Source organism: Williamsia phyllosphaerae, from assembly GCF_014635305.1.
In the GTDB taxonomy this organism is placed as follows: domain Bacteria; phylum Actinomycetota; class Actinomycetes; order Mycobacteriales; family Mycobacteriaceae; genus Williamsia_A; species Williamsia_A phyllosphaerae.
The window spans coordinates 1,639,044-1,657,406 of sequence record NZ_BMCS01000001.1 but is presented as its reverse complement, the minus strand read 5'-3'; the positions used below and the strand labels follow the sequence as shown (position 1 = coordinate 1,657,406).

Here is an 18,363-nt window from a genome sequence, read left to right as displayed (position 1 = left end):
GGCACAATCGGGGCGTGCCCACCCTCGACATCACCCCGCTGCGCAGTTTTGCCGCTGTCGTCGCCTTCTCGGGCGTTCGGCGCGCCGCCGACACCCTGCACCTGTCACCGTCCGCGGTGACCGGACACATCCGCAGGCTCGAGCGGGAACTGGGCTGTCGCCTCGTGATTCCTCAGGGGCGCGGGATCTCGCTGACCAGCGACGGTGAGGAGCTCTCGATCCGAGCTCGCGACATAGTCCAACAGCACGATGACGCCGTGCACACCCTCACACCACTCGCCGACAACGAGATCCTGGTGGCGGCAACCGAACACGCCGCCGAGTTCCTCGTCCCGACCGTGGTGTCCCTCCTGCACGAACGACTCCCCGACCGTGCCGTGCGATTGCGTCTGACCCGCAGCGCTCACGTTCGCGACCTCGTCCACGACGACCGGGCCGACGTCGCAATGATGTTGACCCGGCCCGCCCGGGGAAGTGTTCGAGTGGCCCCGATCCCGTTGCGGTGGTTCGCCGTCGACGACGTTCCCCGTGAGGACCTCGTGTTGTTCGCGGCGCCGTGTGCGATCCGCCACCAGGCCGTTGCCTCACTGGGCGGACGGCCACACCGCGTCGCGACGGAGTGCGTCAACCACACGTCGGTCATCGGCGCGGCGAGGGACGGGGTGGGAATGACACCACTCCCCCGAATCGGTCCGACGCCCGACGGTCTGCGCACCGTCCGCGGACTGCCCCGCATACCCGACATCGATCTCTATGCAGCGACAAGCGAGCGGATCACCGACCCGGTCCGACATGAGGTCCTGGCCCTGCTCCGGTCGACGCTGCGCTCTTCGGACGGCTGAACACGTCAGGAGCGGCTCACGACGACGCACCCGGCGACCGCGTTGCCGAACCGGTGAACCACGAGCGGACGACTCGCACGAGACGGCTCCATCTCGATGGAATCGGCCCGCAGGGCGGCGTCATAGCCCGGCCCCGCACGTCCGGCAAGGGACTGGCGCGAACACATCACCGATGCTCACAACGCACCTGACCCCGTGGCGCCGGTACGGACCCGCGTCACGGCCTCTACCCGGCTCACCCAGATCTTGCCGTCACCGATGGTTCCCATCCGGGCCGCAAGCGTGATCGCGTCGACCACCCGGTCGGTGAGAGCGTCATCGACGACGGTCTCCAACCGGGTCTTGGGAACGAAATCGATGGCGTAGTCCGCGCCCCGATAGACCTCGGTGTGACCGCGTTGGCGCCCGTACCCCTGGACGACGGTGGTCGTGACCCCACCGACCCCGAGGTCGTCGAGCGCGGCCTTGACATCATCGACCACGAACGGCTTGACCACTGCCACTATCAATCTCACGGACACTCCCACCGAGATGGTTGTCGCGTGCCGCGGGCCAGAGCACCTGAACGTTCTCAGCTTGCCGTCCGTCGACCGGGGAAATCAAGTTTCCGATCGGTCATTCCCGTCGCTGCATCGCAGATGCCGTGACGACCACAGGCCGAGTCCCAAAACGGGGCATTCCTGGCGCAAAACGGGGGGCGTCGCAACGACGACCTCTGCCACTCTGTGGCCACGAGCAACGACACATCCGTCGAACTCGATCGCCAACCCATCCGGTCGCGACCGGTTCCCCATCGGGGCAACGCGACCAGTAGCCCAGGAGGCCCCATGCCCAGTGTCGTCACCACCGACGGAGTCGAGATCTTCTACAAGGACTGGGGCACAGGGCAGCCCATCGTCTTCAGCCACGGTTGGCCCCTGTCGTCGGACGACTGGGACGGGCAGCTGATGTTCTTCCTCGACAAGGGGTACCGGGTGGTGGCGCACGACCGACGGGGCCACGGCCGGTCCGAGCAGGTCGACTCCGGACACGACATGGACCACTACGCCGACGATCTCGCGGCCGTCGTCAACCATCTCGACCTCACCGACGCGATCCACGTCGGCCACTCCACCGGCGGCGGTGAGGTCGCCCGCTACCTCGCCCGTCACGGCATGGATCGCGCTGCCAAAGCTGTGCTGATCAGTTCGGTGCCGCCGCTCATGGTCAAGACCGAGGCCAACCCGGGCGGCGTGCCCAAGGAGGTCTTCGACGACATCCAGGTCCAGGTCGCGACCCGCCGCGCCGACTTCTTCCGCACGTTCGCCGAGGGCCCCTTCTACGGCTACAACCGCCCCGGCGCGACCCCGTCGGAGGGTGTCATCGCCAACTGGTGGCGCCAGGGGATGATCGGCGGGGCCAAGGCGCACTACGACGGCGTGGTCGCGTTCTCGCAGACCGACTTCAGCGACGACCTCGCCGGGATCACCATCCCCACCCTGGTCATGCACGGAGACGACGACCAGGTGGTTCCGTATGAGAACGCCGGCGTGCGCTCGGCGGAGCTGCTGCCCAACTCGACTCTGAAGATCTACCCCGGTTTCCCGCACGGGATGCCGACCACCGAGGCCGAGACGATCAACAACGACCTGCTCGAGTTCTTCCGGTCGTAGCTCATCGCCCGGGCACCCTCATGTGCTTGACGCGGTGGAGAACCGGGGCGACTGTGAACCCATGACGTCGCTGACCGCGTTCTCCACCGCCGACCTCCCGGTCGGTGATCGCGTGGCGGAGTGGGAGCGGCACAACGCGGCACAGCTGATCGGGCTGCGGTGCACGACGCTCGACGGCGCCCGGCTCGACGCCACCGAGATCACCCGGACGATGCCATCGGTACAGCTCGGCCGCGTGGAGGGGTCGGCGCACGTCGTCGAGCGCACATCGTCGGCAGTGTCGGCGAACCCGGCCGACGCCGTGGTCATCTACCTCGTGCTCGCGGGCAGCGGGTTCTTCCACCACACGGGCGGCGCGTTCCTGGTCGACCCCGGACACCTGGTCGTCGCCGACGCCGACAAGCCCTTCATGCGTGGCTTCTCGAGTGGTCTGACCGAACTGGTCGTGAAGGTCCCGCGCACGGTCGCCCGTGACCTCACCGGGCGTGACGACGTCGGCGGACCGACGGTGCTCGAGTTCGGCACCGGGCCGTCGGCGGATCTCCGCGGTGGGGCACTGGCGCGAGCGGTGACCCGATCGTTGGTCGACGACGGTGCGCCCTCGGAATCCGAGATCCTCGACCTCGTCCGGTCGGTGCTCGACGGGAACCGCCGCGCCGACACCGCCGTGTGGGCGGAGATCGAGGTCGTCGTGGCCCGCTCCGCACACGACCCGCTGCTCTCCGCCTCCGACATCGCCGCGGCCGTCGGCGTCAGCACCCGCCAGGTGTCGAGACTGTTCGCCGCGCACGACACATCGGTCTCGGCATACGTCCTGCGTCGTCGACTCGACCGGGCCCACCGCCTGCTGTCACAGGTCGACGGCCGGCGTCCTGCCATCACCGATGTTGCTGCCGAGTGCGGATTCTCCTCGCCCGCATACTTCTCGCGCACGTTCCGCACGGCCTTCGGAGTCACCCCCACCGAGGTACGCGACGCCGGTCGCTGACCGTCGGCCCGCTTGTCGTTTCCCGCCGGATCCTGGTCCGATTCCGCCTACGGCGCGAGAGGCCGGAACCAGCCCGCTGTGACGTGTGACACTGCCGATGACGATCCGACGCAACGGTGCGCGGATCCTCTTCGAGAGGCACACCATGGTTGCGTTCGACGACGGAATGGCCGACACCGCACTGCCCGGCGACCATCAGATCGACACGGACGTGTTGATCGTGGGGTCCGGTCCGGCGGGGGCATCGGCCGCGCTGTTCCTGTCCACTCTGGGCGTCGCGAACATCATGATCACCAAATACCGGTGGACGGCGAACACACCCCGCGCGCACATCACCAACCAGCGGACCATGGAGATATTGCGCGACGTCGGCGTCGAGGACCAGGTGCTCGCCGAGGCGACCCCGCACGAACTGATGGGGGACACGGTGTTCTGCACGTCCATCGCGGGTGAGGAACTCGGACGCGTCCTCACCTGGGGGACACACCCGGCTCGGCACGGCGACTACGTGCTCGCGTCACCGTCGCTGAACTGCGACATCCCGCAGACCTACCTCGAACCCATCCTCGTGAAGAACGCGACGATGCGCGGGACGCAGACCCGGTTCTCCACCGAGTACCTCTCGCACACCCAGGACGACGACGGGGTCACCGTCCGCGTGCTCGACCGGTTCAGCGGGATGGAGTCGACGATCCGCGCGAAGTACCTGGTCGGTGCCGACGGTGCGCGGTCGCGCGTCGCCGACGACATCGACCTGCCGATGGAGGGGCGGATGGACATCGCCGGGTCGATGAACATCACCTTCACCGCGGACATGGCCGCGTTCGTCGGTCACCGGCCCTCGGTTCTGTACTGGGTCATCCAGCCAGGGTCGAACGTCGGCGGCATCGGGGCGGGCCTCGTGCGCATGGTGCGCCCGTGGAACGAGTGGTTGATCGTCTGGGGATACGACATCGCGGGCGAACCGCCGTCGGTCGACGAGGCCGAGGCCATCCGGATCGTGCGCAACCTCGTCGGCGATCCGGACCTCGAGGTGCAGATCACCGGTACCTCGTTGTGGGGCAACAACGAACAGTACGCGACACGCCTGCAGTCCGGTCGCGTCTTCTGTGTCGGCGACGCCGTCCACCGACATCCACCCAGCAACGGGCTGGGTTCGAACACGTCCATCCAGGACTCCTACAACCTCGCCTGGAAGATCGCCGCGGTGCTGCGTGGCGACGCCGGAGCGGCGTTGCTCGACACCTACACTGCCGAACGCGCCCCGGTCGCCGAGCAGATCGTCAAGCGGGCCAACAAGTCCGGTCGGGAGTTCGTCCAACTCTTCGACGCCCTCGGCGTCAGCGGCGCGACCACCGAGGCGGAGATGATCGAACAGATGGAGGAACGCAAGGCGAACACCCCCGCCGGTGCACGCAAGCGCGCGGCGATCGCCGCGGCGATGGACATCAAGAACTACGAGTTCAACGCCCACGGGGTGGAACTCGGACAGTTCTATGTGTCCGACGCCGTGGTCTCCGACGGCCCGGCTTCGGAGCCGCTGCGGGACGCCGAGTTGTACTACCAGGCCTCCACGGTCCCCGGCTCACGACTGCCACACGTGTGGGTCGGCGACACCACACACCGGTACTCCACCCACGACCTCGCTCCGTCCACCCAGTTCACGCTGTTCACCGGCATCGCGGGCGAGGACTGGGGCGCGGCCGCCGAGTCGGTGTCGCAGCAGCTCGGGGTGACGGTCCGGACCGTCGTCATCGGCCCCGGGCGCGAGATCACCGACCTCTACTTCGACTGGGCCGCGATCCGCGAGATCGACGAATCGGGTGCGATCCTGGTGCGTCCTGACAAGCACATCGCCTGGCGGGCAATGGTTCTGCCGTCGGACCCGGAGGTCGCACTGCGGCAGGCCCTGGCCACCGTCCTGTGTCAGCCGGTGTCGGTGACCGCGTGATCTTCGTCCACGACACCCCGGCCCAACGGGTGCTGTTCGGTCACGGCCGCGCCGGCACGCATCTCGCCGACGAGGTAGTCCGGCTCGGCGCGGCGCGGGTCATGGTGATCGCCACCCGTGCTCATCCCGAGGTCATCGGGTCGATCCCGGTTGTCGTGCACCACACCGATGTGGCCCCGCACGTCCCTGTCGATGTCGCCGACCACGCCCGGACGATCGCGAGCGAGAACTCCGTCGACCTCCTCGTCTGCATCGGTGGCGGGTCGGCGACCGGGCTGGCGAAAGCGGTTGCGCTGACGAGCGGCATCCCGATCGTCGCCGTCCCGACGACCTACGCGGGGTCGGAGGCAACCGATGTGTGGGGGCTCACCGAGGCGGGACGCAAGACCACCGGTGTCGACCGCCGGGTGCTGCCGACGAGTGTCATCTACGATTCGGCGCTGAGTGTCGAACTGCCCCTGGAGCTCACCGTCGCATCCGGGTTGAACGCCCTGGCGCACTGCGTGGACTCGTTGTGGGGTCCGCGCGCGGATCCGATCAACGCGTCGACGGCCGTCACCGGGATCCGCGCTCTCGACGCCGGGCTGCCCGCCGTCGTCGCCGACGCCGACGACCGGATCGGGCGTGACGAGATGCTGCTCGGGGCGTATCTGTCGGCCGTCGCCTTCGCCTCCGCCGGTTCGGGCCTGCACCACAAGATCTGCCATGTGCTCGGCGGCGCCTACGACCTCCCGCACGCCCAGACCCACGCCGTGATCCTGCCGCACGTGCTCGCGTTCAACGCACCTACCGCACCCGACGCGGCCCGGATGATCGCCGCCGCGTTCGGGACCGAGTCCGCTGACCACGGACTGGCACGACTCCGAGAACGGGTGGGCGCCCCGACATCGCTGCTGCCGTACGGTTTCGACGCGACCATGATCCCGGACGCGGTCGCGCGGATCCTGCCCGTGGTTCCCGAGTCCAACCCACGTCCGGTCACCGCGAGCGACCTGACCACCATCCTCACCGCCGCCAGCACGGGCGACGTACCGACCGCACACCCCTTGGAGGGCCGGACATGACACCCGAGAACACGCCGACCGTCTCACCGACGCAGGCGGCCCGCGAGGACGAGCTCGTCGACAGGGTGGTGGCGTCGTTCGACGGCGCCGACGATCCCCGACTCCGAGATGTGCTGCAGTCACTCACCCGGCACCTGCACGCCTTCGTGCGGGACGTCCGCCTCACCGAGGACGAATGGAACACGGGTATCGAATTCCTGACCGCCACCGGACACATCACCGATGACCGACGTCAGGAGTTCATCCTGCTGTCCGATGTCCTCGGCGCGTCCATGCAGACCGTCACGGTGAACAACGAGGCCCGCGGGGAAGCCACCGAGGCCACGGTGTTCGGACCGTTCTTCATCGAGGACTCCCCCGAGGTGGCCATCGGCGGGGACATCGCCGGTGGCGCGAGCGGTCAACCCTGTTGGGTCGAGGGCACGGTGCGCACCGCCGACGGAAAGCCGCTGGCGGGGGCGCGAATCGAGGTGTGGGAGGCCGACGACAACGGGTTGTACGACGTTCAGTACGACGAGGAACGGGTCAGCGCCCGCGCACACCTGTTCAGCGACGACGACGGTCGGTACGCGTTCTGGGCGCTCACCCCCACGCCGTACCCGATCCCGCACGACGGGCCGGTGGGGTCGCTGCTCGCCGCGGTGGGTCGGTCACCCATGCGGGCGTCGCATCTGCACTTCATGGTGACCGCACCGGGGATGCGTCGGCTGGTCACCCACATCTTCGTCCGCGGAGATGACCTGCTGGACTCCGATTCGGTGTTCGGCGTGAAGGATTCGCTGGTCATGGACTTCGTCGAGCAGGCGGCCGGTACCGCCACACCGGACGGCCGCGATCTGGCCGGAGCCGTCTGGGCGCGGGTCGAGTTCGACATCGTCTTGGCAGACGCGGAATAGCGGAGAGCCCTCGCTCGGAAACCGCCGCTCAACTGTTGCCGTCGACGTCATGCAGCGCCTGCACCATGCTGCGCAGACTCGTCAGCGCCTGCGACCGATCGTCCTGGGTGAGGCCGCTCAGCATCTGTACCTCGACGGAACGTACTGCTGCACTGGCCCTGTCGAGACTTCGCCGGCCTCGGGGGGTCAGCGCCGTCGGCAGGACCTTGCCGACGGGCGCCTGCGTCGGCCGGGTGACGTAGCCATCGCGCTCCAACGCCTGCACCAGTACGTTCATCGACTGCCGGGTGATGAAGGTCCCCCGTGCGAGTTCGGAGTTGGACAGGCCCGGGCGTTGGCTGAGCAACTCGAGGCATGAGTACTGCGTGACGGTCAACCCGAGTGGGCGCAGTACCGATTCCATGGCCACCCGCAGGGCGCTCGCTGCCTCTTTGAGCAGGTAACCCACCGACGTCTCGAGATCGATGCCGCCGCCGTCTTGACTCATGTCAGTATTCTGACATACATTGCGTGTGTCAGAAAACTGACACACAACCAAGGAGCATCACATGCCGGTCACCGGTCCCGACTTCATCTCCCTGCAGGCTCGCGATCTCGCAGCATCGCAGGCGTTCTACGAGCAGTACCTCGGCCTCGTCCGCTCCCAGGCGGGCCCGCCCCACGCCGTGGTCTTCGAGACGGCGCCCATCGCATTCGCGTTGCGCGACATCGTCCCCGGCACCGACCTCGATTCGGTCGCACAACCCGGGATCGGCGCGGCCATCTGGCTGCACGCCACCGACGTCCAGGCCATTCACGACGCATTGACCGCCGATGGTCACCGGATCGTGTCGGATCCGATCGACGGACCGTTCGGCCGCACGTTCACCTTCGCCGATCCCGACGGCTACCAGGTCACCCTCCACGATCGGGCGTGATCCGACGGTCAGGCCTCGGCGTCGTCCGACGTCGAGGCCTCGTCGTCGTCCGACGAACCACGACGGCGGGGCGCGGGAACGTCGTCGCCGTCCGCGACGCCCTCGGTGTCGGGGTCCTTCCCGCTCGAGGGATCGAACACCCGGTGCGGTGAATTGTCGTCGTCGTCAGCCATCGCTTCAGCAGACCCCAAACACTGCGCAAGCACAAGGAGGCTGGGCACGGGTGTCGTGACGCCGATCCCCTCGGTCGTCCTCGATACTGGGTTCCACGCCGATGTGAGGAGATGACCATGGAGACCGCGGACATCGATGCGCTCGCCCACCGCATCGCCCGCGTCGCCATCCGCCACCCGAACCGGGCGCAGTTGGCCTTCGACGCCGACGGTCAACTCGTGGACTGGCAGAACCTGGACGACGATTCGTGGAACAACGCCTCCCGCGACGACGATCGTGTGTACGTCGTCGCGGGAGGCGCCACCGCGTCGGATGTGCGGGATCACATCAACGGTGGGTCGACCGGCACCTGACTCCGTCGGAATTGGACCCGCGTCGACTGGGCGGATACGGACGTCGAGTGGGCAGCTACGGACGTTGAGTGGGCATTTGCGGACGTTCACTGGGCAGTCGGCGGTCAGATCGAGATCTTCGCCGCCGCGTTCTCGCTGCCGGGGCCCTCGGAGTTCCACCATGCGACTGCGTCGAGCCCAGACCTCTCGGCGCGCGACCGCTCATCACCCAATCCGACGAAGTGATTGACGCACATCGGCGCCAGCACCTGACCGACCGGGTTGTCGAAGCGCGCGAAATGCCCGGCCATCTCGAGCGTGACGAATCCGTGTACGGCACTCCACAGTTCGGCGGCGACCTGATGTCCGTCGGTGATCGTGATGCGTCCCGACTCGACCAGTCGGTGGCAGGCGGCGGCGAAGACGGCGTACGACTCGAGGAACTGCTGGGTCGGGCCTCCGTCCGGTGCCTCGGCGACGTATCGGTACGTCCCGCGTGTCGAGAGTCCGAACATCATGTCGTAGAGGTGGGCGTTGTCCTGTGCCACCTGCCGACACGACAGGGCTATCGCGAACAACTGGGCGCCCGGGTCGGGGCCCGCCGCGGCCGCCCTCTCGAAGGCGGTCCGCAGGGTGCGGTAGCCACGGCCGACCACCACCTGGAGCAGCTCACGGACACCGCCGAAATGGTGGTACACGGCGATGGTGGAGACGCCGGCCTCCTCCGCGATCCGTCGGACCTTGATCTCCGAGGGGCCCACGTCGGCCAGCAGGGCGATCGTGACGGTCACCAATCGGTCGCGGACCGGCTCCGGCTGCGTCTCCGCGTCGGTGTCGTCATGCCGTTCTGCCATGGGTTTCATGCTCTCACGACGACCCCGCGGCGCCTGACCACCTGAGCCGCGTCCCCGTCTGATCTTGTGAGATCGATTGGCGCCGTGGTAGAACTTCGTTATGCAAAGCCTCGGGTGGTCGACGGAACGCGGGACGAACAAGGTCGCAGTGCTCGTATCGCTGTGCGCAGCCGTGTTCGTCGTCAACATCTCCACCACCATCGTCAACATCGCGCTGCCGTCGTTGGTCACCGAGTTGGGCGCCTCCACGCGAGACCTGCTGTGGATCGTGGATGCGTTCAATCTGGCTTTCGCGGCGCTGGTGCTCGCGGCCGGATCGCTGAGCGACCGGTTCGGTCGACGTCGGTTCCTGCTGATGGGGCTGGCGGTGTCGCTGATCGCGTCGATCGCCGGGGCCTGGAGCTCGAATCCCGACGTGCTGATCGCATGGCGAGCGCTGGCCGGCGTCGCGGCGGCGGTGGTCTATCCGGTGACGTTGTCCATCCTCACCAACGTCTTCACCGAGCGTTCCGAGCGCGTCAAGGCAATCGGCATCTGGGGTGCGGCGACGGGTATCTCGGTCGCCGTCGGGCCGGTTGTCGGCGGCGCACTGCTCGAATCCTTCTGGTGGGGTTCGATTCTCCTGTTCGTCGGCGCAGCCGCGGCAGTCACGCTGGTCGTGGCCTTCCGGTTCATCCCCGACTCTCGCGACCCGTCGACCCCGCCGCTGGACCTGATCGGGCTCGGACTGTCCACGCTCGCCCTCGGGTTGCTGGTCTACACGATCATCGAGGCACCGGATCGAGGGTGGTCGTCGACGGCGACCATCATCGGGTTCATCGCCGCCGCAGCTCTTCTCACCCTGTTCGTCCTGCAGGAGATCCGCGCGACGCATCCCATGCTCGACGTGCGGCTGTTCGCCAACCTGCGCTTCACGGCGGCCAGCGGCGCGGTCACCGCGGCCTTCTTCGCCCTGTTCGGTTTCATCTTCCTGGTCACCCAGTACTTCCAGTCGGTCCGCGACTACGGCGCGCTCGAGACTGGCATCCGGATGCTGCCGGTGGCGGGTTCCATCGCGGTCGCCTCGTTGGTCGGGCCGCGCCTCGCCGTGCGCGTCGGATCGAAACTGATCGTGGCGCTCGGCCTCGTGTCGTTGAGCCTGGCGTTCGGCTGGGCCGCGACGGTGGGTTCGGAGACCAGCTACCTCGTCATCGCCGGGCAGATGATCTTCCTCGGCGTCGGCATCGGCCTGACCAGTGCACCCGCCACCGAGGCCATCATGGGCGTCGTCCCGCCGGACAAGGCCGGGATGGGATCGGCGGTCAACGACGCGACCCGAGAACTCGGCGGCACCCTCGGCGTCGCGGTCATCGGATCGGTGGCGTTGTCGGTCTACCGCGACCACCTCGACGCCACGGCGGGTCTGCCCGAGCGACTGGTCGATCCCGCTCGCGATTCCGTCGGCGCCGCACTCGAGGCGTCCCGCGTCGCCGCGTCCCAGTTCGGGGAGGTCGGCGCCCGGGCGGGGGCGCAGCTCGCCGAGATCGCGCGGTCCGGCTTCGTCGACGGCTTCGCCACCGGATGCATCGTGGCGGGCGCGGTCACCGCTGTGGCAGCCGTGCTGACGCTGATCTACCTGCCGGCGCACCCGGGAACGGACTCCGAGAAGTCCGAGCACTCCGAAGGCGCCCCGACGACAGACCCGGTAGGTACCCCGACGTAGGACCCGTGACCCCTCCACGAACCCGAACAAGGTTTCCTGGCGCACGTCCCACAAAGCGGCGGAGCTGCAGGGTGGGCCCGGTTTCCCTGTAATGTCGCAACTCGTCCGACAGGCGCCGGGCGACACCGAGGTCCCCGGCAGTCGGCGTTCTCACGACCACGCCGGAGGCCCGAGTTGCAGACCACACCGTTGCTCACTGGGCAGCGCCCCGGCGACATCCGACGACTCACCCGCCCGGTCAATCTCGTCGCCGCGGTGAGCATCGTCGTCTCGCTGGTGGTCGGACTGCGGGTCGAGCCGTCGACCCTGTGGGGGTTCCTGCCCATCGCCCTCTACGGAATCCTCGCCGCTCTCGGCATGCGAATCCTGGTGGCCACGTCGGTGTCGGTCCTCTCGGCCGCGTTGCTCCTGCTCCCTGGACCGCAGACGGTGGTCGAGATCGCGCGGGAGTCGGCTGTCGACCAGGTCACGATCATCGGCGTGGTGATCCTGCTCGGAGGCGCCCTCGCCGAGATCCTCCGTGCCAGTGGGGCGGCGACCCGGATCGTGTCGGCGGCCATCCGGGTGGTCGGCACCTCGAACACGACGTCGGTCGCCGCCGGGATCATGCTGACGTGCTTCCTGCTTGTCGCCGCGTTGGGAACACTGGCCGGCGCTCTGGCGGTCGCCGTGCCGGTGCTGCTCCCGGTGGCGGCGCGCGCCGGACTAACCAGGTCGGCCACCGCGTCGGCGATCTTCATCGGCGGCTGTGCCGGATTCGCGATCGCCCCGTTCGCCGGCGGGAACATCGCGATCATGCAGGCCGCCGACACCGGCTACCTCGGGTACCTGCTCCACGGTGGCGGCCCCCTCGCCGTGCTGTCGATCGTGGTCGGCATGATCGTCGTCCCGTGGATGCAGAGGCGTACCGCCGGCGGCGACGACCACTACTCACCGGAGGAGCTGGGCGCGATCGAGACCGACTCCCCCGCTGTCGATGACCGACGGTCCGGCCGCGCCGCGGTGGCGTTCGCCATGACCCTGGTGGCCGTTCTCGTCGTCGCGACCATCACCACCGCGGGCATCGCGCTACCGCTGCTCGCGCTACCGCTGCTTTCCATCGTGACCGCCGCGGGCGCAGGGATGTCGCCGAAAGCGTTCGCCGTCAACGCCTACCGAGGAGCGGCCAAGCTGGCGTGGCTGTTCGTCCTGTTCTATCTGCTGGCGCTGCTCTTCAACGCGATCGCACGCCTGAACCCGTTCACCGTCGTCCTCGGGTCGTACGGCACCGAGATCCGGGGCCTGACCCCCTTCCTGTTCGCGATGACCGTCGCGCTCATCGGCTGGGTCGGCGTGCCGGGGGCGTCGGCCGCGCAGGTGGTCCTGCTGGACAAGATCTTCGGTGAGCTCGCATCCATTGCGGGGATCGGCGCCGGCGTCTGGGTGGTGGTGTTGCTGTTCGCATCCAAGGCCGACACGTACGGTCCGCTGCCCAACGTGAACATGCTGGGCGTCATGGGGCTGTGCCGCTCGGCCAACGTCCGCAACATCCTCATCACCGGGTGGTGCGTGTTGCTCCCGGCGGTCGCCATGTACACGCTGTTCATCTACGTCGGGACCCGCTGACAACGCGCCGATCCGGCCAATTCTCGTAAGTTCACCGCCAACTGTGCGCGGTGTTCAATTCTGATCCGTCGACATGATTCTGGGCTGGCTACTGTGACGTCCATGCCCATCGAACCGGAGACGAAGAGTTGGACCTGGGTGCTGGAGAGGCCCTGTGAGGCATGCGGGTTGGATGCATCCCGCGTCGACTTCCGCGACATACCCGACCTCGTTCTCGCCAACGCCGACCAATGGGCCGATGCACTCGACTTCGGCGATCCGCACCTGCGGCCGGACGATTCGACCTGGTCGCCCCTGGAGTACGCCGCGCACGTCCGCGACGTCTTCCGCCGGTTCGCCGCACGCGTCGATCTGATGGTGACCGAGGACAATCCGGTGTTCGAGAACTGGGATCAGGACGCCACCGCGGTCACCGATCGCTACAACGAGCAGGACGCGGCCACCGTCCTGCACGAGATGCATTCCGACGCAACGGTGCTGGCCGAACTCTTCCGGTCGGTACCCGACGATGCGCTCGGGCGGAGCGGACGGCGTGGCGACGGCAGCGTGTTCACCATCGAGACGCTGGGCCAATACTTCATCCACGATCCGGTGCACCACCTGTTCGACGTGACCGGGCAACGTTTCCCGCCGAGCGGGCCGTAAACACCCGCCGAACGTGCCCAAACCACCCGCCGAACGTGCCGTAATCACCCGCCGAGCGGGCCGTAATCACCCGCCGAGCGGGCCCTGACTACCTGCCGACTGTGCTTCAACGACGCCTTCGGCGAGCCCGTTGCTCCAGGAGAAGTTCGAGCCGGCCGAGAAACTCGAACGGGTCGTTGGAGAGTTCGACACTGTTCCGGCGTTCGGTGTGCCAGCCGAGTCGGGCCGTTTCACGATCCCGTCGGGCGTCAGACGCCCGTTGCTCGTCGCTGTAGTGGTAATCGAACCCGTCGAACTCGAAAGCAAGCTTCTCCTCCCGGTACGCGTGATCGAACTTCGCGACGGTCCGCCCCGCCTCGTCGAAGACCTTCACCTGGGTTTCGGGTCGCGGTAGACCCTGTGCGAGAACGAGATGCCGCATGTAACTCTCGCCTGATGACTCCGCGTTCGGGTCGACCCACGGGATCAGCCCACGGATCTGGCGTATCCCTCGTACGGCCGGGTGGTCGACGACGTATCGCCACAGCACGCCGAGCTCGAGGTTGGTGGAACGAGTCAGATCGTCCAGGTGCGCGAGACCCAGCCAGGCGGGTCCACGGCGACCCAGGTCGTATGCGGTTCGGATCACCGAGGTCACCGGCATGCCGTCTACGGCGACGATGTCTCGCGGATCGAGGTCGGTTCGTACGATGCGGACGCGACTGCGTCGTCGACCTTGGCCGGTCGGGGCGCGGACCAGTTCGACCTCGTCGCCGTGGTCGAAGAACGTCGCCCCGTGCAGGACCGCTGCGCTGACTCCACCCACCACCGCTTCCGGACCCGCCCTCAACCACGCCGCCCGGATGGTCTCGACCGGCCCGAGTGTCAACCCGGGACTGACGTAGACCGCGCGGTGCACACGGCGAAAATGATGCGGCACCTCGCGCGGTGTCATCGATGCGGGTAGTCCGATGTCGCTCAGTCGGAAGGGCTGATCGTCGATGGTCATGCTGCGTTCGACGCGCGATCAGCGCCGACGGTTCATTGTTTCCGCTGATTTCTCGCAAGCGCACGCTCGGCGGGTGGTTAAGGCCCGCTCGACGGGTGGTTAGGGCCCGGTCGGCGGGTGGTTAGGGCCCGGTCGGCGGGTGGTTACGGCACGGTCGGCGGATCAGCTCACGACATCCTTGCGGCCGAACCACCACCACGCGAAGCCGAACAACACCGACGAGTAGATCAGCGAGATACCGGCTCCGCGCGCCATGTCCTCCCAGACCACGTTCGGCCCCAACGCATCCAGCCACGCGAACTGATAGTGCGTCGGCAGATACTGGCGGTACGGGTCGAGCGCCGAGATCGCATCCAGGATGTTCGACAGGATGACCAGCATCGTCGCGCCACCGACCGCGCCGAGCGGGGCGTCGGTCACCACACTCAGCAGGAACGCGAAACCAGCGATCACCAGAGACTGGATCAAGGTGTACCCGACGACGATCGCCAGACGCTGCAACGTCTCACCGTTGGTGAACTCGCCACCCAGCGGCGACTGCGCCGGCCCCCACCCGAAGAACAGCCCACCCACCACATAGGCCCACACCGGCAACAGGATCAGCGCGATCGCGCTCGACGCCAACCCGATGAACAGCTTCTGCCGCAACAGATGTGAGCGTCGCACCGGGATCACCAGCAGGTAGCGCAACGACGCCCAGCCCGCGTCGCTCGCGACGGTGTCGCCGCAGAACAACGCGATGAGGACGGTGAGCAGGAACGACCCCGCCGCGAACTCGGTGAAGAGCGCGAAGTTCGCGCCGCCCGCCGTCGCCAGTCCGTACAGCGCCGAATTCTGCCGACCGCCTCCGTCCGAACCCGCGGTCGATGGATCGTCCGAGCTCAACGAGAACGCGATGGCGATGACGGGCGGCAGCACCAGCAAGAGGAGCGCCGCGACCTGCGTGCGTCGGCGGCGCAGCTGTCGCACCGCCTCGACCCGCAGGCTCAGGGTCCGTCCCGGGCGGAAGGTCGACGGCTGGACCGGACCGATGCCGTCGAGCCGGTCGTGTACGCCCTTCCGGGTGGCCGCCGCACGCCCGCCGGTTTCGACCTCGCCCGTACCACCGGTGTTCTCGGTCATCGGGACTCATCTCCGATCAGGTCGAGGAACGCTTCTTCGAGGTGCCGTCGGGACTCGACGACCTCCGCACGCACACCCGCGGCCTCGAGCACCCGCTGCGCGGCGGCGACGTCGTCGACGGCGAGCGTCGACGTGGCCGCGCCGGCGAGTTCGTCCACCGATCCGGCCGTGATCAGCCGGCCCTTGTGCATCACCACGACGTGACTGCACGTCTGCTCCACCTCCGACAGCAGGTGGCTGGAGACGACGACCGTGCGACCGGTGGCCGCGTAGCGCCGCATCACCTCACGCATCTCAGCGATCTGCGGCGGGTCGAGACCGTTGGTGGGTTCGTCGAGGATCAGCAACTCCGGCAGCCCGAGCATCGCCTGGGCGATGGCCAGCCGCTGCCGCATGCCCTGGCTGTACTTGCGGACCTTGCGATCCACCGACGCCCCGAGCCCGGCGATCTCCAGCGCGGTCTCGAAGTCGGCTTCGTCGGCCGGTCGGCCGGTGGCCGCCCAGTACAGATCAAGGTTCTGACGACCCGACAGATGCGGCAGCAGGCCCGGTCCCTCGATAAACGCACCGACGCGCGCCAACACCGACGACCCCGCGCGGACCTCCTCGCCGAACAGCCGGATGTGCCCGGACGTCGGCGAGATGAGGCCGACCATCATCCGCAAAACCGTGGTCTTGCCCGCGCCGTTGGGACCCAACAGGCCGACGACCTGCCCGGCCTCGACGCGGAACGACACGTCGTCGACTGCACGGTAGGAGTCGCCGTACTCCTTGCTCAGGGACTCGACCACGATCGGCGAGACACCCTCTCCGTCCGACGCCGCCTCGCCCGGGGCCCGACGGCGCCACGTCGCGACGCTGACGCCCGCGATCAAGGCCAGCAGCGCGATGACACCGACGACAGGCCAGCCCCACGGGAACGGCGTCGACTCGGCGCGCCCGGTGAGGGTGGTCAGCGCCAGCGTCGGCGACTCCAACGCCACCGAGTACGTGCGCGCGTCGGTCGGGAGCCGGTAGCCGAGGTCGGTGGTCGAGACCGCAACGGCCAGGCGGTGTCCGGACACCACCGACCGGACCACGGTGGGCAGTGCGACGGTCACCGAGGTGGGTTGTCCGGGCGTCAGACCGGTGAGTCGAACGGGGGTGACCAGACCGGACGGCTGGGTCCGCTGCCCGTCGGGTGCCACGTCGACCAGGGATACGAACAGCGTTGCGTCCGTGGTGGTTCGCGGGGTGATCCGGAGGCGAACTGTGGAAGATCCGCCGATCAGGGTGTCGGCGTCGAGCGGTCCCGACACGAAGCCCGCGACCTGACCCGGGATCGCCGACAGCGCGCCGGCGCCGGTGGCCGCGGCGGCCGCACTGAGCAGACTTCCGATGCCGGGAACGGCGGTGATGGCTGACGGGGTGCCACCGGCTGGTGCGTTCACGGTCTGCTCGGGGCCCGCCACGGCGACGTCGCGCGGGCGTTGCGCCTCGGCCAGCGACGGCGCCGTCAGCTGCCGCGCCGACGAGCGGCCCGTGTCGGTCGACAGCGCACCGTCGGGGACGTCGGCGGCGAACCCGGAATCGGGAGTCCTCTTGTCCTGCAACACCGTGGAGAACCACGACTCGACGGACGGGGTGATGTTCCCGCCCGGCTGATCGTGGCCGCCGGTGCGCCACTGCATCCGGACCGGGGTTCCGGCCGAGCGGATGCCCTCGGCGTTCCGAACGGCCTGATCGATCGGGAACAGCGAGTCCTGCTGTCCCTGGATGAGCAGCGTCGGAGCGGTGATACGACTCAGGATCGACGCCGGGCTCGACGCACGCATCAGGGTCTGCAGGCTCGCGTCGGGCGCTCCTGCGGCGGCGGATGCCTGGTAGGCGGCGCAGACGTCGGGCGCGAACTTCCCGCACCCGTCCGACGTCGCCATGCGCGTGGCCTGCGAGAACAGTTGACCCGCCCACTGCTGTTTGAACACCCCGGCGGCACCCTGGGAGTCGACACCGACGGGGAACAGCGCCTGCGACAGGTCGTTCCAGGTGATGTCGGCGGCCACGGCGTCGACACGACGGTCGTATCCGGCGGCCAGCAGCGCCAGTGCACCGCCGTAGGACGCGCCCGCGACGCCGACGCGGGGGTCGCCCGGTCCGTCGCGCTCGACCTCCGGCATCGTGGCCAGCAGATCGATCAGGCGGCGGGCGTCGGCGACCTCGTAGTCGGGGTTGTCGAGGTGGATGAGTCCGCCGCTGGCCCCGAATCCGCGCGCCGAGTAGGTGATCACGACGTAGCCGCGCCCGGCGAGTGTCCGCGCCTGCGCGGTCAGGTCGGCCTTGGACCCGCCGAAACCGTGCGCGAGCATGACGGCCGGTGCGGGTCGGGTGCGAGGCAGAAACACCGATGCGTCGAGGCCGACCGGCTGTCCGGCCTCGGGTACGCCCGGGACGGTCATCGATCGTTCGGTGACCGGGTCCTCGTCACCGCCGGTCGTGGCGACCACGGCGATCACCGCGGCCAGCACGACGACGACGGCCGCGGCGACGAGCACCCAGAACCGCCGACCACCGCGTGGCCTGAGACTGATGCCGATGTCGATCTCCCTCGCCGCGCCGCACGATCCGGACGGATCGACTCTCTCGATCATGCCT

18 protein-coding genes are annotated in these 18,363 nt (G+C 68.3%); 11 read left to right on the top strand and 7 right to left on the bottom strand.

The features are described from left to right. Window positions 1–14 precede the first annotated feature (14 nt). Entirely contained in the window at window positions 15–842 is an 828-nt protein-coding gene (locus IEV93_RS07795) for a LysR family transcriptional regulator (RefSeq protein WP_188488479.1), read from the top strand. A 176-nt stretch (window positions 843–1,018) separates the two neighbouring features. On the opposite strand, the gene IEV93_RS07790 is transcribed toward IEV93_RS07795, so the two are convergent. After that, window positions 1,019–1,357 carry a P-II family nitrogen regulator gene (locus IEV93_RS07790; RefSeq protein WP_188488477.1) on the bottom strand — a complete coding sequence of 113 codons (339 nt, stop codon included), beginning with the start codon at window positions 1,355–1,357 and terminating at the stop codon, window positions 1,019–1,021. A 312-nt stretch (window positions 1,358–1,669) separates the two neighbouring features. Here IEV93_RS07790 and IEV93_RS07785 point away from each other — a divergent pair, with 312 nt between their 5' ends. The 5 genes from IEV93_RS07785 to IEV93_RS07765 all read left to right on the top strand — a co-directional run bounded on the left by IEV93_RS07785 (window position 1,670) and on the right by IEV93_RS07765 (window position 7,393). Then, window positions 1,670–2,494 (top strand): alpha/beta fold hydrolase, encoded by an 825-nt coding sequence (locus IEV93_RS07785; RefSeq protein ID WP_188488475.1) that lies wholly within the window; start codon window positions 1,670–1,672, stop codon window positions 2,492–2,494. 61 nt (window positions 2,495–2,555) lie between these two features. Next, window positions 2,556–3,482 (top strand): helix-turn-helix domain-containing protein, encoded by a 927-nt coding sequence (locus IEV93_RS07780; protein ID WP_188488473.1) that lies wholly within the window; start codon window positions 2,556–2,558, stop codon window positions 3,480–3,482. A 145-nt stretch (window positions 3,483–3,627) separates the two neighbouring features. Further along, complete coding sequence (locus IEV93_RS07775; protein WP_188490447.1) at window positions 3,628–5,433, top strand: FAD-dependent oxidoreductase; 1,806 nt, start codon at window positions 3,628–3,630, stop codon at window positions 5,431–5,433. Next, window positions 5,430–6,497, top strand: a complete 1,068-nt coding sequence (locus tag IEV93_RS07770) for a maleylacetate reductase (RefSeq protein WP_188488470.1) — start codon at window positions 5,430–5,432, stop codon at window positions 6,495–6,497. The genes IEV93_RS07775 and IEV93_RS07770 overlap by 4 nt, the downstream gene beginning before the upstream one ends. Next, entirely contained in the window at window positions 6,494–7,393 is a 900-nt protein-coding gene (locus IEV93_RS07765) for a hydroxyquinol 1,2-dioxygenase (RefSeq protein WP_188488468.1), read from the top strand. The genes IEV93_RS07770 and IEV93_RS07765 overlap by 4 nt, the downstream gene beginning before the upstream one ends. Before the next feature lie 28 nt (window positions 7,394–7,421). Here IEV93_RS07765 and IEV93_RS07760 read toward each other — a convergent pair whose 3' ends face one another. Next, window positions 7,422–7,880 carry a MarR family winged helix-turn-helix transcriptional regulator gene (locus tag IEV93_RS07760; protein ID WP_188488466.1) on the bottom strand — a complete coding sequence of 153 codons (459 nt, stop codon included), beginning with the start codon at window positions 7,878–7,880 and terminating at the stop codon, window positions 7,422–7,424. 61 nt (window positions 7,881–7,941) lie between these two features. On the opposite strand from IEV93_RS07760, the gene IEV93_RS07755 reads away from it, so the two are divergent. Further along, complete coding sequence (locus IEV93_RS07755) at window positions 7,942–8,310, top strand: VOC family protein (protein WP_188488464.1); 369 nt, start codon at window positions 7,942–7,944, stop codon at window positions 8,308–8,310. An 8-nt stretch (window positions 8,311–8,318) separates the two neighbouring features. Here IEV93_RS07755 and IEV93_RS07750 read toward each other — a convergent pair whose 3' ends face one another. After that, window positions 8,319–8,483, bottom strand: a complete 165-nt coding sequence (locus tag IEV93_RS07750) for a hypothetical protein (RefSeq protein WP_188488462.1) — start codon at window positions 8,481–8,483, stop codon at window positions 8,319–8,321. Between the two features lie 117 nt (window positions 8,484–8,600). On the opposite strand from IEV93_RS07750, the gene IEV93_RS07745 reads away from it, so the two are divergent. Next, on the top strand, window positions 8,601–8,837 hold the full coding sequence (locus tag IEV93_RS07745; RefSeq protein WP_188488459.1) for a hypothetical protein: 237 nt from the start codon (window positions 8,601–8,603) through the stop codon (window positions 8,835–8,837). 104 nt (window positions 8,838–8,941) lie between these two features. On the opposite strand, the gene IEV93_RS07740 is transcribed toward IEV93_RS07745, so the two are convergent. Continuing rightward, window positions 8,942–9,670 (bottom strand): TetR/AcrR family transcriptional regulator, encoded by a 729-nt coding sequence (locus tag IEV93_RS07740; protein WP_188488457.1) that lies wholly within the window; start codon window positions 9,668–9,670, stop codon window positions 8,942–8,944. A 148-nt stretch (window positions 9,671–9,818) separates the two neighbouring features. Here IEV93_RS07740 and IEV93_RS07735 point away from each other — a divergent pair, with 148 nt between their 5' ends. The 3 genes from IEV93_RS07735 to IEV93_RS07725 all read left to right on the top strand — a co-directional run bounded on the left by IEV93_RS07735 (window position 9,819) and on the right by IEV93_RS07725 (window position 13,622). Next, window positions 9,819–11,372: an MFS transporter gene (locus IEV93_RS07735; protein ID WP_229704959.1), complete on the top strand. Its 1,554-nt coding sequence runs from the start codon at window positions 9,819–9,821 to the stop codon at window positions 11,370–11,372. A 174-nt stretch (window positions 11,373–11,546) separates the two neighbouring features. Further along, complete coding sequence (locus tag IEV93_RS07730; RefSeq protein WP_229704958.1) at window positions 11,547–12,977, top strand: transporter permease; 1,431 nt, start codon at window positions 11,547–11,549, stop codon at window positions 12,975–12,977. A gap of 102 nt (window positions 12,978–13,079) precedes the next feature. Beyond that, complete coding sequence (locus tag IEV93_RS07725; protein ID WP_188488453.1) at window positions 13,080–13,622, top strand: DinB family protein; 543 nt, start codon at window positions 13,080–13,082, stop codon at window positions 13,620–13,622. A gap of 106 nt (window positions 13,623–13,728) precedes the next feature. Here the strand turns inward: IEV93_RS07725 and IEV93_RS07720 are convergent, their stop codons facing one another. The 3 genes from IEV93_RS07720 to IEV93_RS07710 all read right to left on the bottom strand — a co-directional run bounded on the left by IEV93_RS07720 (window position 13,729) and on the right by IEV93_RS07710 (window position 18,359). After that, entirely contained in the window at window positions 13,729–14,610 is an 882-nt protein-coding gene (locus tag IEV93_RS07720; RefSeq protein WP_188488451.1) for a hypothetical protein, read from the bottom strand. 162 nt (window positions 14,611–14,772) lie between these two features. Next, a complete protein-coding gene (locus IEV93_RS07715; protein ID WP_188488449.1) occupies window positions 14,773–15,732 on the bottom strand; it encodes an ABC transporter permease in 960 nt (319 codons plus the stop codon). After that, the gene (locus IEV93_RS07710; RefSeq protein ID WP_188488447.1) at window positions 15,729–18,359 is read right to left on the bottom strand and encodes an alpha/beta fold hydrolase; all 2,631 of its coding nucleotides are present in this window, start codon (window positions 18,357–18,359) and stop codon (window positions 15,729–15,731) included. The genes IEV93_RS07715 and IEV93_RS07710 overlap by 4 nt, the downstream gene beginning before the upstream one ends. Window positions 18,360–18,363 lie beyond the last annotated feature (4 nt).

Coding starts and splice junctions, on each gene's coding strand:
- IEV93_RS07760 (WP_188488466.1), bottom strand. CDS start 7,880: ATGAGTCAAGACGGCGGCGGCATCGATCTCGAGACGTCGGTGGGTTAC.
- IEV93_RS07745 (WP_188488459.1), top strand. CDS start 8,601: ATGGAGACCGCGGACATCGATGCGCTCGCCCACCGCATCGCCCGCGTC.
- IEV93_RS07715 (WP_188488449.1), bottom strand. CDS start 15,732: ATGACCGAGAACACCGGTGGTACGGGCGAGGTCGAAACCGGCGGGCGT.
- IEV93_RS07765 (WP_188488468.1), top strand. CDS start 6,494: ATGACACCCGAGAACACGCCGACCGTCTCACCGACGCAGGCGGCCCGC.
- IEV93_RS07780 (WP_188488473.1), top strand. CDS start 2,556: ATGACGTCGCTGACCGCGTTCTCCACCGCCGACCTCCCGGTCGGTGAT.
- IEV93_RS07720 (WP_188488451.1), bottom strand. CDS start 14,610: ATGACCATCGACGATCAGCCCTTCCGACTGAGCGACATCGGACTACCC.
- IEV93_RS07710 (WP_188488447.1), bottom strand. CDS start 18,359: ATGATCGAGAGAGTCGATCCGTCCGGATCGTGCGGCGCGGCGAGGGAG.
- IEV93_RS07725 (WP_188488453.1), top strand. CDS start 13,080: ATGCCCATCGAACCGGAGACGAAGAGTTGGACCTGGGTGCTGGAGAGG.
- IEV93_RS07785 (WP_188488475.1), top strand. CDS start 1,670: ATGCCCAGTGTCGTCACCACCGACGGAGTCGAGATCTTCTACAAGGAC.
- IEV93_RS07755 (WP_188488464.1), top strand. CDS start 7,942: ATGCCGGTCACCGGTCCCGACTTCATCTCCCTGCAGGCTCGCGATCTC.
- IEV93_RS07750 (WP_188488462.1), bottom strand. CDS start 8,483: ATGGCTGACGACGACGACAATTCACCGCACCGGGTGTTCGATCCCTCG.
- IEV93_RS07740 (WP_188488457.1), bottom strand. CDS start 9,670: ATGGCAGAACGGCATGACGACACCGACGCGGAGACGCAGCCGGAGCCG.
- IEV93_RS07775 (WP_188490447.1), top strand. CDS start 3,628: ATGGTTGCGTTCGACGACGGAATGGCCGACACCGCACTGCCCGGCGAC.